At 39.0% G+C, this 12805-nt stretch carries 14 protein-coding genes; 2 read left to right on the plus strand and 12 right to left on the minus strand.

From position 1 onward, the window contains the following. Window positions 1-4 precede the first annotated feature (4 nt). The 10 genes from flgK to NST39_RS17270 form a co-directional block, all read right to left on the minus strand. Window positions 5-1525 (minus strand): flagellar hook-associated protein FlgK, encoded by a 1521-nt coding sequence (gene flgK, locus NST39_RS17225; RefSeq protein ID WP_282062832.1) that lies wholly within the window; start codon window positions 1523-1525, stop codon window positions 5-7. A gap of 15 nt (window positions 1526-1540) precedes the next feature. After that, on the minus strand, window positions 1541-2023 hold the full coding sequence (locus NST39_RS17230; protein WP_034660146.1) for a flagellar protein FlgN: 483 nt from the start codon (window positions 2021-2023) through the stop codon (window positions 1541-1543). Window positions 2024-2041: 18 nt separating this feature from the next. Then, window positions 2042-2305, minus strand: coding sequence for a flagellar biosynthesis anti-sigma factor FlgM (gene flgM / locus NST39_RS17235; RefSeq protein WP_003213252.1), 264 nt, complete (start codon window positions 2303-2305; stop codon window positions 2042-2044). A 79-nt stretch (window positions 2306-2384) separates the two neighbouring features. Next, complete coding sequence (locus tag NST39_RS17240; RefSeq protein WP_341029468.1) at window positions 2385-2804, minus strand: TIGR03826 family flagellar region protein; 420 nt, start codon at window positions 2802-2804, stop codon at window positions 2385-2387. Between the two features lie 56 nt (window positions 2805-2860). Next, window positions 2861-3547, minus strand: coding sequence for a ComF family protein (locus NST39_RS17245; RefSeq protein ID WP_341029469.1), 687 nt, complete (start codon window positions 3545-3547; stop codon window positions 2861-2863). Further along, entirely contained in the window at window positions 3544-3837 is a 294-nt protein-coding gene (locus NST39_RS17250) for a late competence development ComFB family protein (protein WP_106066158.1), read from the minus strand. The genes NST39_RS17245 and NST39_RS17250 overlap by 4 nt, the downstream gene beginning before the upstream one ends. Window positions 3838-3903: 66 nt before the next feature. Further along, on the minus strand, window positions 3904-5283 hold the full coding sequence (locus NST39_RS17255; protein WP_341029470.1) for a DEAD/DEAH box helicase: 1380 nt from the start codon (window positions 5281-5283) through the stop codon (window positions 3904-3906). A gap of 119 nt (window positions 5284-5402) precedes the next feature. Beyond that, a complete protein-coding gene (locus NST39_RS17260) occupies window positions 5403-6245 on the minus strand; it encodes a DegV family protein (protein ID WP_113768803.1) in 843 nt (280 codons plus the stop codon). Window positions 6246-6462: 217 nt separating this feature from the next. Then, a complete protein-coding gene (degU, locus tag NST39_RS17265) occupies window positions 6463-7152 on the minus strand; it encodes a two-component system response regulator DegU (protein WP_008348273.1) in 690 nt (229 codons plus the stop codon). A 64-nt stretch (window positions 7153-7216) separates the two neighbouring features. Then, entirely contained in the window at window positions 7217-8392 is a 1176-nt protein-coding gene (locus NST39_RS17270; RefSeq protein WP_003213166.1) for a sensor histidine kinase, read from the minus strand. A gap of 221 nt (window positions 8393-8613) precedes the next feature. Here NST39_RS17270 and NST39_RS17275 point away from each other — a divergent pair, with 221 nt between their 5' ends. Together NST39_RS17275 and NST39_RS17280 are read left to right on the plus strand one after the other, a co-directional pair. Next, entirely contained in the window at window positions 8614-9282 is a 669-nt protein-coding gene (locus NST39_RS17275) for a YigZ family protein (protein ID WP_003212936.1), read from the plus strand. Then, entirely contained in the window at window positions 9267-10355 is a 1089-nt protein-coding gene (locus NST39_RS17280) for an LCP family protein (RefSeq protein ID WP_065097931.1), read from the plus strand. Before NST39_RS17275 ends, NST39_RS17280 begins: the two co-directional genes overlap by 16 nt. Window positions 10356-10391: 36 nt before the next feature. On the opposite strand, the gene NST39_RS17285 is transcribed toward NST39_RS17280, so the two are convergent. Next, the gene (locus NST39_RS17285) at window positions 10392-11459 is read right to left on the minus strand and encodes a glycosyltransferase family 4 protein (RefSeq protein ID WP_126741304.1); all 1068 of its coding nucleotides are present in this window, start codon (window positions 11457-11459) and stop codon (window positions 10392-10394) included. A gap of 131 nt (window positions 11460-11590) precedes the next feature. Further along, the gene (gene tuaH, locus NST39_RS17290; RefSeq protein ID WP_044140361.1) at window positions 11591-12781 is read right to left on the minus strand and encodes a teichuronic acid biosynthesis protein TuaH; all 1191 of its coding nucleotides are present in this window, start codon (window positions 12779-12781) and stop codon (window positions 11591-11593) included. Between the last annotated feature and the right edge of the window lie 24 nt (window positions 12782-12805).

Genomic DNA, 12805 nt, shown 5'->3' on the forward strand with positions numbered 1-12805 from the left:
ATACCTACCTTCCTACGACACCCATGCCGTTTATTACTTTATCCAATATTTCATCTTGTAATGTCACAACTCTCGCAGCTGCATTATATGCATGCTGAAATTGGATCATATTCGTCATTTCTTCATCAATGGAAACAGCACTCGTCGACATTCTACGCTCATTGGCTGAATTGACAAGAGCGGCTGAACTGCTTTCTAGCGTTATGTTCTTTTTCCCTTGAATCCCCATCTCAGCAATGACATTTTGGTAGTAATCCTGGATCGTCGTTGTATTGCCGCCGATTGGTACCTTTAAGTCTTGAATACCAGCTAATTTCGTAGCATTCGAACCGTCACCTTTTGTTTGATTGAGAGATGCTGCAATATTATCTGTTGATGCTAAAATAACATCACTCACTTTGATACGAGCAGCTAAACCTTTATTCAGATCATTATTATTCTCGATATCAAAAAAGTCTTGTCCACTTGTGCCATTTAATGTGTACCCCTGCTTATGCACATCATTAAATGTATCCATGAAGACTTGTGCTACTTCATCAAGCTCTGCAAGCATGTCTGGATACATGCCTTTTTCAGCACCATTTGACATGTAGCCATAAGCCTCAACAAGTGCTTTTACTTTACCATTCACTTGAAGCTGATCTGCTGCAATGGTTGTTGTTCCGAATTGAAGTGAGTTAACAAGTCCCGTTGTATTATCATAGGAGATTTGCAGTTCAGATTTTTCGCTTGTAATGCCATTCAAAATCGTTCCAGCAGATTGTCCATTTGCACCGATAATTTCGATGTTGACAGTTCCTTCAGCAATTTTGAGTGCATTCCCACCAGATGGATTATAGCTCACTTTAATATCAACAAGTGAAGATAATTGATCTACCAACGCATCACGCGTATCATATAGATCATTTGGAAGATACCCGTTTGGTTCAACTGCTGCAATTTGTTTGTTCACTTCATCTATTTGAGATAAAATCGTGTTCACATTTTTGGCTGTTGAATCGAGTTCTGTTTTTAAATTCTTTTGTATCGTTGTTAAAGACGAATTAAGTAGACGGAATTGATCTACTAAAGCCTGTGCACTTGTTTTAACAACTGTACGCGCAGACGCTGTATCGGCATTTTTTGTTTCGGATAGGACCTGTAATGATTTCCAAAGGTTATCAAAAGCTCTGTTTAAGCCTTCATCCGTCAAATCATTCATAACTCCCTCCATTTGCGAAAGGGCATCAGATTTTGTTGAGTAGTAAGACAAGTTATTGTTATGATCTCTGAATTGCAGATCTAAAAAGCTGTCTCGAATTCTTTCAACGGTTCCAACTTGAACTCCTGTCCCCATTTGGCCATACGTCTTGCCGTCATAAACTGAAATGACTGGATAAGGATTATCTGCTTTAAAGGTAACTCTTTGTCTTGAGTAGCCATCTGTATTTGCATTGGAGACGTTGTTTGATGTGACATAAAGCCCTGCACGCTGGGCTGTGATTCCTCTTTTTGCCGTTTCTAGTCCCATGAATGTAGAACCCATTGGTATCCTCCTTGTTTACGCCTTTGAATCAAACAAAGCCCTCTGCTGTTTAGGCTTTGAACTCTCAAGACCATTTTGTCCGTAATTCATATTTTCTTTATTAGGGTTAACGAGATCGAATGTCAGTGAAATAAATTGAAGCGACTGCTGAATGAGCTGTTTGTTCAGTTCATTTACATCTTTCAGTTCCACCATGATGTCATTTAATTTGTCATATAACGAAATGAGCTCTTCTTGATCCGAACCTTCAGCCTTTTCGATACACGCGGTGATGGTTGGCGGTTCATCACTTTGTAAAAATTGAACTGTCGCTTCAATTCTTTTTTCTTCTAATTGAGAAATGGCCTGAATATATTTTTGCTCTAAATTCAGAACCTCTGAAAGAGCATCAATCTCATTACTTTTCAGCATTTCTGTTTTATCCTTCGACAGCTTCAAAAGCTGTTCATGCAATCCATAGAGACGATGCAGCTCTTCAATGATTATTTTAACTGACATTCACGCTACTCCCTTTTGTTATTGTTGTTTATAAAAATTCAACATTTTATCAGCAATGCCCTTTGTATCTACTTGATATGTTCCGGCTTCAATGCTTTTTTTAATTTGGTCTATTTTATCTTGGCGTTCTTTCATGATATTCGGCACCTTTTGCATTTCGATTGCCTTTTTAGAAATTTCGACTTTATCAGTTGATTTTGCTTGATTTGATTGCAACGTTTGTTTCTCATATGTTTTCTTGTAAGGATTTACTGGTTGTGTTCCATATCGATTAATTTTCACGGGATTCCTCTCGCTTTCCGTTACAGTCTGTCTTGATTCTATTCATTTTATCGACCAAACTGCAACTTAGTTTAGGGAATCAATCGTTTTTAGGATTAATGGCATAATAGGTGTCTTTTTCCCTAGATTCAATCTCCCTTTTACGCTCTTCTTCTTGGTTCATTTGACTCATTTGCGAATGAATGTCCTGTTCACATTGGTTGCACAGCTTGTTTTTTCTGATCGGTTGGCCACATCTTTCACAAGGATAGTTGATATTCGGAAATTGGCTAATTTGAAGTCTTTTCAAACGGATAAATTTCAAGATTAATTCTTCATCAACTTCTGTTGCATCTACTATTTCAGCAATGGTTGATTGTCTATTACTTTGCTTTCGCAAGAATTTATAAACGATATCAAAAGAACGTTCTTCTTCTTCAAAGCATTTGTTACAAACCGTTTGGATGGTCGTTTTTAAAAACAGCTGATTACATTGCGGGCAGTTTGCCAATTGATTCATAACCAAAACCCCTTACGTTATTTTCTCTTCTTATTATCGGTTAATTATCCTGAATTTTAACTACGGATCAACGTAAAAGAGGAAACACTTTTGGCACCTGCTTCTTTTAAAATTCTCGCCGCATCATAAATGGTGGCCCCTGTTGTATAAATGTCGTCAATTAAGATAACATCCCTTTGAACGATCGCATCTGTCTGTTTGATTTGAAACATTCCTTTTTGATCTAAACGTTCATTTTTCTTTTTCTTGGACTGTTTGGTTTGATGTATTTTCACAAGTGGCTGAAGGATCGGCTCACCAATCAAGGAAGCAAGTATGACGGACTGATTAAACCCTCTTTCCTTTAGTCTTTCTTTACTTAAAGGAATCGGGATCAGCACAGGTTCTTTAATTGAAAAAGAGCGCTTAAATACTGCTTGGACATCTTGTTTAAAAAGCTCAGCTAAAGCTGTATCACCTCGAAATTTAAAGCGGGAAAGGACATCTTTCATCAAATCGTTGTAAGCATAGACAGACCTATTTTTCACAAGTAATGTAGTAGAATCAGGGCGTTCTTTCCACCTGGAACAGTCTTGACATAATTGATCGTTCGACTGTGCTCTCCCGCAGGCTGGACAAATCGGGCTTTGAATTTTTTCTAGGTGATGCTTACATGCTATACATAGACGATCATCATTTAATAGAAGTAATGATTTCCATGTAAAAGAAGCGACAAAATGCCCCTCACAAATGAGGCAGATCAATTGTTATCCTTATTTATCGGCAGACGATTTTCGCATCTTGGAAATGTGGAGACCTTTGAAGCGGCTTCTGTGAGAATGACCAGCATGGCCGTATTCTTCTGTTTGTCCACCATCTCTGATTTACTGTAAGATATTTTATCGATATCTGTTATATACTGAGGCTTCACTTGATTTAGTGAAATCGCTAATACATCTTCTATACACTTTTCACAGTGACAAATCATGTTTAATTGGTTGAGATATTGATAGAGGATTTCCTTGAGTAGTGTTTCTTTTGCATTGAGCAGCATATTTGTCTCTCCTGCCATTTGTGTATTGATAATATAAATGTACCATGAAATTTAGTTGAACCTACATTATTTTTCGGAGAACTCTTTTTCAGCTGTATCATTCATTTTTACAATATGCTTCTTTGCTTGTTTCATACTTCTCGTTAAACCAAAATGAAAAAAGAAAACATCTCCTTTAAAAAAATCGGGATGTCTACCTGCTCTACCAGAAATCTGAACAAGTGCACTTTCTGTAAAGATAGTAGATTCTGCACCTAGTACCCCCACTTGCACATTTGGAATGGTTACGCCTCTTTCTAGAATTGTGGTTGTAACTAGTACATCGTATTTGTCATCTCTGAATTGCTGGACCTTTTGTTTCCTGTCTGGATCATCAGCAGACACCCCTTCTACATTTAAGTGGTGCTTTCTAAGAACCTTCGTTACCTTCTTCATAGTAGAAATAGAAGGAACAAAAAGTAAAACCCTTCTCTTTTTTGTAATATGTTTCTGCATCCAATTCATTACTTTAGGTGGGAGCTGATTCTTTTTTAATTTCTTCTTCCAATGTCCAATCCATTGAAAGGATGGGACCGGTAAAGGTTGTTGGTGAAAGCGCAGAGGAATTTTTACGGCTTCTAGTTGTCCACGAGATACATCTCTTATCATTTTCTTAGACGGCGTCGCACTTAAATAAACCCTAACCCCTTTCTTTCTCATTGCCTTTAAAACAGCAAATTGGAGACGTTCATCGATTGAATAAGGGAAGGCATCGACTTCATCTATAATGAGCACATCAAATGCATGTTTATATCTCATCAACTGGTGAGTTGTAGCGATTACTAACGGTGCTATTTGGAACCTTTGAGGACTTCCTCCATAAAGAACAGCTATTTTCATTCCTTGAAAAGCTTTTTTAAGCCGCGGCTCTAGTTCAAGTACAACATCAGTTCTAGGTGTCGCAATGCAGACACTCATTCCTTGATGTAAGGCATATTCTATTCCGTGAAAAAGCACCTCTGTTTTCCCTGCCCCGCAAACTGCCCAGATGAGTAGATCAGTTTTGTGTTTTATCGCTTCTATCAATTTTTCTGACGCTCTTTTTTGTCCTTTAGACAGGTCTCCCTGCCATGTTAATTCCGAGTGACATGCTTCTTCCATTTGTGGACCCGTCCATTCATAAAGAAAGCCACATTCCGTTGTTTTCCCCATCATGATGCATGATCTACAATACACACAATCTTTTTGACACTTGTCACACGGAGAGTGGGCAAAGTACCGATTTTTTGACACACCACATCTGCAGCAAATTAGACCATTTGCTTTCCTCTCAATAGAAGGTGTTCGGATAACTAACCCTTTCTCCTCCAACCAATCCAAATCAGACTGTGAGCATCTTGTTTCAGCAGTAAGCAGGTGGCGTGACTGCAGATACTGCCCTAGTTCCATTGCTTTGTCCATGTTCAATTTCAACAAACACCTTTCAACTGATGTTTGCCTATTATGCGCAAAGACATGACCTTTCGTCCAACAGCTAAAAAAGAAAAACAAAACCCCTTTTCTAAGAGAAAAGAGGTTTTTAGGATTTATCTAATCATCCAGCCAAGAGCTAAAGAGCCTTCGCCTAGATGAGTGCCGATTACGGCACCAAAATAGCTTTTATAAAATTCAACATGAGGATATTTTTCTGATAAGTGCGCAATTAAATCGTCTACTTCTTCTTCTCTATTACCATGTATCACTGTTGCTCTCATCGGGACACCACGAGATGCATCTTCGTCAAATAATTCAAACATACGTGAAATGGCTTTTTTCCGTGTACGAATCTTCTCAAAAGGGACAATTAGCTTGTTGTCAAAATGCAGTATAGGCTTTACCTTTAAGAGGCTCCCAATAAAAGCCTGAGCACCATTTAATCTGCCGCCTCTTTGTAAATGAGTTAAATCGTCTACCATAAAATAAGCTCTCTGATTCTCTTTCAGGTAATTGAGATGGGCTAACACTTCTTCTGGAGAAGCACCAGCTTGGATTTTTTCAGCAGCTTCTATCACATAAAAACCTTGCGCCATACAGCTAGTTTCTGTATCAAACGGATAAATGTCAATTCCGTCAACTAGGTCATTTGCTGAGGCTGCACTATTATATGTTCCACTAATTCCGCTAGAAAGGTGAATACTAATCACGGCATCGTATGTTTCACTTAGTTTTTCATATAATTCTATTAGTTCACCGAAAGCAGGCTGAGAGGTGGTTGGAAGGTCTTTATGCTTTTTGACTTCTTCATAATATGTCTTCCAATCCATTTCTATTTCTTCACGGTATGATTCGTTGCCAAAAATGACATTAAGAGGGATCATATGAATATGATGTTTATCACGCAGCTCTTGTGGTATATAAGCAGTACTGTCTGTTACAACGGCTATTTTCATTCTTAAATACCTTCCTTATCCGTTAAGTTGCTCTTTTTTATTTTCAAAGAATGATCATTGTTATTCATTAGGTTTATAATAGTAATCAAAAAAGCCTGCCTAATCAATAGGCAAGCCCGTTATATCCGAAAAAGACTCCTTATCTACCTATCATTTCTCTCCAATTGACATGTGAGAGAACCAAAAACAGGCGAAAAAGGAGTACTTGTCCGGAACATTATCTCATTTCTACCCAGCCGTTCTTAATTGCTACAACAACAGCTTGTGTACGGTCGTTTACATTCATTTTTTGTAAAATGTTACTCACGTGGTTTTTGACTGTTTTCTCACTAATAAAGAGCGACTCACCAATTCCTCTATTGCTCTTTCCGTCAGCTAACATTTGAAGTACTTCGCACTCACGTCTCGTTAAGATATGAAGTGGTCTGCGAATTTCAGGATATACTTCATGCTGTGGATGTGCTGAAACGCCACTAGTCGCTAGGCGTCGGAATTCATTTACTAAGTTATGAGTAACTTTCGGATGTAAATAAGATCCTCCGTCAGCTACAACTTTCACTGCTTCAATGAGCGTGTCTGCATCCATTTCTTTTAACAGGTAGCCTCTTGCTCCTGTTTTCAATGCATGTGTCACATAGTTTTCATCGTCATGAATAGATAGAATAATGACTTTTGATTCGGGATAAAGCTCAACTAGCTGCTTTGTAGCCTCTACACCATTTACATTCGGCATATTAATGTCCATAATGACAACATCCGGATGATAGTGTTCTACGATACGTGCAGCTTCGTCTCCGTCGTCTCCTTCTGCAACTACTTCAAAAGTAGGTTCAAAATCTAAAATCCGTTTGACACCTTCACGGAATAATTGGTGATCATCAATAATTACAATATTTACTTTAGTCACAAGCTACGCCTCCCCATGTTTATTGTTCTACACCTGAACTTTATGGTCAATATGTCTTTTGTCTCTATTTTACAATTTTATTTTGCAATGTTAATGGCACGCGAATCATGATGAATGTCCCTAGACCTATTTTTGAGTCTATGGTCATTTTACCTTCCAGTAAGTCTACGCGTTCTTTCATGCCAAGTAAACCGAAGGATTTGTTTTTGTTTGTTTTCACATCTTTCATATCAAAGCCTTTTCCATCGTCTTTGATAATTAACGTGACAAAGTCTTTCGTCACTTCTACTTTTACAGAGATTTCTTCAGCTTCGGAATGCTTTAGTGAATTGGTGACAGCTTCTTGGGCTAGTCTAAACAGTGCCACTTCAAATTGTGAAGCAATTCTTTCGCTTTCTGTATCCCCTAGGCATTGGAACGTGATCTTGGTTTTTCCATCATACTCTTCGATTGTGTTTAAATATTTTCTTAGCGTCGGAATGAGACCCAAATCATCTAAAGCCATTGGTCTTAAATCATAAATGATTCTTCTCACTTCGTACAGAGCATTTCGCACATTCTGTCTGAGACTTCTAATTTCTTTAAAGCCTTCTTCTGTCCCACGGTCTCTGAAAATCCGTTCAATTAATTCGGAACGCATCATTACGTTTGCCAGCATCTGGGCCGGACCGTCATGAATTTCACGGGATACCCTTTTGCGCTCTTCTTCTTGGGCTTCAATAATTCTAAGTCCAAAATCTTGTTTTGCCTGAGCATCTTCAAGTAACACGCCAACTTGGCGTAAGTCCTGATTGAGATAGTTGAGAACAACTGTGATCTGGCTCACAAGCGTTTCAGAGCGTTCAATGACGTCTTGAAGGCTTAACAATCGTCTTTCTAGATCATCTCTTCTTTCTCTCAGCTGCTTTTCACGCTGCTGGATCATGGTGAGTTCCACTTGCAGATTATGTGCTTTTTCGTAGGCCTCGCGTATTTCTTCTTCGCTAAATTTGTTAAAATTTCTGCTGACCTCAGATAAGCGATTCCTAGCATGTCTCGTATGGACTTCTAGTTTATCCCCAAAATCAATTACTTCGTTTACTTGCTGCTTGATTTGCTTCAGCTCTTCTACAAGGCTTTCATATTGTTGACGGGACTGTTCGCCTATCCTAAATACTTCGTCCTTGCTGCCATCAACTGTACTTAGCATTTTCATGATGATTGAATCCAATAATTTCGGATCCATTTTAGGTGTTGTCATGGCTTTTCCCTCCCGTAACAGTGATGTCATCTTTTTTTATTATAAATGTCATTGATCTGCATTTTATGTCGAATTATAATGAAAGAATGCGTATAAATCATGAAGTTTTTATGACGACCCTTTTTCTACCCCTATCATCATAACAAAATACGCTGTAAAATTCTAAAATCAAAGCAAATTTTCTCTAGTCTTACAATTTGCTTTTCAGGAGGGTATGTCTTTTGCTGCATCGCTATCTTACAGTAAAAAGTCGTGGCGAGCATGAGATCGTCATTGAAAAATCACGTTTTATTTGTCATATACAGCGTGCTGTCTCAGAAGAAGAAGCACAAGCATTTATACAATCCATTAAAAAACAACATTGGAATGCCACACATAATTGTTCTGCCTATCTCATTGGAGAACATGACCTGATTCAAAAAGCGAATGATGATGGTGAACCAAGTGGGACAGCAGGTGTGCCAATGCTTGAAGTGTTAAAAAAACGGAAGCTGAAAGATACAGTCGTAGTAGTCACTCGTTATTTCGGCGGTATTAAGCTAGGCGCCGGTGGTTTGATTCGTGCCTACGGAAAATCTGTATCAGAAGCCATCAACCATGTTGGGATGGTAGAGCGCTGTTTAATGCGTACGATGCACACAACAATAGATTATACATGGCTTGGAAAGGTAGAGAATGAGCTTAGAGCCTCATCTTTTCAGCTAAAAGAAATTCATTATGCAGAAGATGTTATTTTTGAGACGTATGTAGAAGAAACACAAACAGAGCAGTTCATTGAATGGATGACTGAGCTGACAAATGGAAAGAGTGTTACAAAAGAAGGCGAACTGATTTATTTAGAAAAGGACATTGGTCCGATAAAGGAGACAGATGAATGGCACAACGAGTAAAAGTGCGTGTACGAAAGAAAAAGAGTAAGAAGAAGAAAATTTTCAAACGTATCCTGGTCTTATTTTTGCTTCTTATCATATGCATGGGCGGATTTGCAGTCTATAAAATAGTCAATACACTTCAAGCCGCTGACAAAACATATGACGAACTAAACCGCGGAGAGAAATCGAAGCTTCGTGATGCGGTCATTGATATTAAAAAGAAACCCTTCTCTGTACTTTTTGTCGGAATTGAGGATTATGCCACAGATGGTGATCATGGCCGTTCAGATTCACTTATTGTTGCAACGATTAACCCTCAAGACAAAACGATGAAAATGGTTAGTATCCCTCGTGACACACGCGTACAGCTTGCAAGTGACACGACAGGAAGTAAAGAAAAGATCAATGCAGCATTTGCTAAAGGCGGTAAAGACGAGACGATTGAAACTGTCGAACAATTCTTGCATATTCCAATTGATAAATATGCCACCGTTGATTTTGACGGATTCAAGGATGTCATTGATGAAGTCGGCGGAATTAATATCAATGTTCCATTTGACTTCAATGAAAAAAGTGATGTGAAAAAATCGAAAAAGATTTACTTCAAAAAAGGCAATATGCATTTAAACGGGGAAGAAGCACTTGCTTACGCTCGGATGAGAAAACAAGATCCACGCGGTGATTTTGGACGTAATGATCGTCAGAAACAAATTTTACGCGCAATGATTGATCAAATGTCGAAGGCAAATAACATTGCGAACGTCGATAATATCGCTAAAGAAGTCAGTGATCACATTACGACCAACTTCCGTATCACAGAAGGTCTTGCGCTTCAGCAAATCTACAGCGGGTTTAAGGGAGACGACACAGAAACACTTTCTATTAAAGGGTCAGATCTTTATTTAGGGCCAAATCGAACGTATTACTTTGAGCCAGATCAAACCAATCTAGCTAACGTACAAAATGAATTACGGACGCATTTAAAGCTTCCTACTGAATCTTCGACTGAAACAGATTCACAAACCAATCCATCCTCTGGTGAAACAGGATCAAGTGATACAACTAATCCTTCTAGCACATCAGGACAATAATAAAAACAGCCCAGTTCCCTAGGAACGGGCTGTTTTTTATTGTCTTTTCACCATTCGTTTATAGAATTTCGTAAATGGTTTATACTCTTCGTTGACCAAACCCGTGACTTCCGCAATCACTTGCATAAACATCACCAGTAAAAAGATAATGATCAGCGATAACCAAATGGTCGCGCTTGTCAGCAAAATCGCGCTTAAGCTAAAGACTAAGCCAATCATGTAAATCACGATGACAGCCATGCGATGGGACAAGCCAAAGGCCATTAGTCTATGATGAATATGAGATTTGTCCGGTGATGAAATCGGCTGTTTGTTTAATATGCGTCTAATGATTGCAAAGGTCGTATCAAATATAGGAACACCTAGAATGATCACAGGAACAACAACACTAAACAAAGTGACACTTTTGTATAGCCCTAAAAGTGACAGCACCGAGATCATATAGCCTAAAAATAACGAACCGGTATCTCCCATAAAAATCTTCGCCGGATGAAAGTTGTAAAAGAGAAAGCCGATCGTACTGCCAATGACGACAAGAGATAAAGAAAGAATCAGAATCTTATCAGCAGAAAATGCCATCACTGCAATCGTTGATAAACCGATGACAGAAATACCGGCAGCTAGTCCATCAAGGCCGTCAATTAAATTAATGGCATTTGTGATGCCCACAATCCATAGCACGGTGAGGGGATATGCCATCCAGCCTAACTCAATTCGATCTGTTAAAAAAGGAACAGAGAAGAAGTCCATTTTTAAGCCCGTGCTCACAATCAAACAAGCAACAAGGACTTGTACGAGAAATTTAAATCTTGCACTTAAATTATATTTATCATCAAATATACCTAAAATGACGATGAGTACGGCACCAACTGAAATTGCTGTAATTTTATTATGTAGAAACAGCCCGCCTGCTAATGCTCCAGCCGCTACTCCAATAAAAATTGCCAAACCACCCATTCGAGGCATTACTTTATCATGAACTTTTCGTTTATTCGGCTGGTCCACTGCACCAATCTTAATTGCAAACTTTTTGACGATTGGTGTCACAATTAAAACTGTAGCCAGAGAGACAAAAAACGCTAATAAGGCGCGTTCGTAATCCATAGGTCAGTCTCCTTCTAAATTGAAATCTGTATTTTGTATATTGGCCGCTCTTTCCATTATACAATTGAATAGAGGATGATCACAACCTTCCCCGGTGATGAAACAAGTAAAAACGCACAATCCCGAATGAATTATGCGTTTTCTTTAATATTCGTTAGTTCCACCATGTTTGTGAACAGCGCGTGCCAATCTTTTTTCTTCGCTCGGCTTTGTCTTAGATGTCTATAGCTCGTGTCGTCTTTTTTGCTGATCACTTTCAGGCAGGCTTCTACGAAGAGCGCAGGATCATCGCCCTCTAAATATTCATACACATCCTTCTCTTTTAGCCTTTCCGTTGATGGGAGATTTAAACCGACAACCGGTATTCCAGCGGCTAAAAATTCATAAAGCTTGAGAGGGAACACCGCTTGATTGTAAGGGGATTGTTTATATGGCATCATACCTACATCGATCAGCTTCATATAAGCAGGCACTTCTTCTGGAGCAACAGCACCTGTCCAAATCACATTAGGCAGTTTGAGTGCATGCTGAAAAGATGGATCTCCATTCGTTCCATCCGGACCGACAAATAAAAATGTCCAATCAGGCCGCATACGAGCAGCTTCAGCCATCATGTCAAAATCTAGCTTTGGCTTAATTCCTCCGATAAAACCAAGCACAGTCCCTTCTCTTCCTTCCAGCACATCTTCTTTACACGGAAGATTGCTTTTCGCAAACACATCGTACTCGACACCATTTTCCACCGTAAACACATCTTTCGGTTCTCCCATAAGACGTTTTTTGATTTGATCGTGTAAATATTGAGAAGAGCATGTAATGCTGTGTGCATATTTAATGATTCGGTTTTCTGCTTTGACAATGACACGCTGCCTCATATAAGAAAGGATGTTATGGTTGCCGCTTATCGGCTCTCCCCACAGGTCACTGCAATCATAGACAATATGTTTCCATTCAAATAAAGAAGATAAGAGCGGAAAGCCCGGAAACGTATACCATAAACAAACGGCGATCCCCATCTTTTCCTCCTGCCGCAAATGTTCAAGAAGAGGGGATAATTTATGAATATAGAACATGTCTTGATATCGACCAAAGCGAAATAATTTGCTCTTGAGCACATCAGGAATGGTCAATTGCTTCATTCGATCTGTTATGGGCTGAAAGGGAGCTGTATGACGAGATGATGACGGGCATACCCAGATGACCTCTTTTGTTTCTGGATCAGATGCTAGAAATTCGGCCAGCCGATGCCGTCTGTACCTCAGTCCGTCCTGTCCCCATTCTCCCGTCGCTACGACAACATGTATGATCGAGTCTGCTTTCACCTTTATCACCTTTTTTCCCTTCTG

This window comes from Bacillus sp. FSL W8-0645 (assembly GCF_038007905.1).
Lineage (GTDB): Bacteria > Bacillota > Bacilli > Bacillales > Bacillaceae > Bacillus > Bacillus pumilus.

Bases quoted from the DNA above. Each gene is read 5' to 3' on its own strand.
- NST39_RS17260 (WP_113768803.1), bottom strand. From the start codon at position 6,245: ATGAAAATAGCCGTTGTAACAGACAGTACTGCTTATATACCACAAGAG.
- NST39_RS17285 (WP_126741304.1), bottom strand. From the start codon at position 11,459: ATGGATTACGAACGCGCCTTATTAGCGTTTTTTGTCTCTCTGGCTACA.
- NST39_RS17280 (WP_065097931.1), top strand. From the start codon at position 9,267: ATGGCACAACGAGTAAAAGTGCGTGTACGAAAGAAAAAGAGTAAGAAG.
- NST39_RS17250 (WP_106066158.1), bottom strand. From the start codon at position 3,837: ATGCTGCTCAATGCAAAAGAAACACTACTCAAGGAAATCCTCTATCAA.
- NST39_RS17270 (WP_003213166.1), bottom strand. From the start codon at position 8,392: ATGACAACACCTAAAATGGATCCGAAATTATTGGATTCAATCATCATG.
- NST39_RS17240 (WP_341029468.1), bottom strand. From the start codon at position 2,804: ATGAATCAATTGGCAAACTGCCCGCAATGTAATCAGCTGTTTTTAAAA.
- NST39_RS17230 (WP_034660146.1), bottom strand. From the start codon at position 2,023: ATGTCAGTTAAAATAATCATTGAAGAGCTGCATCGTCTCTATGGATTG.
- flgK (WP_282062832.1), bottom strand. From the start codon at position 1,525: ATGGGTTCTACATTCATGGGACTAGAAACGGCAAAAAGAGGAATCACA.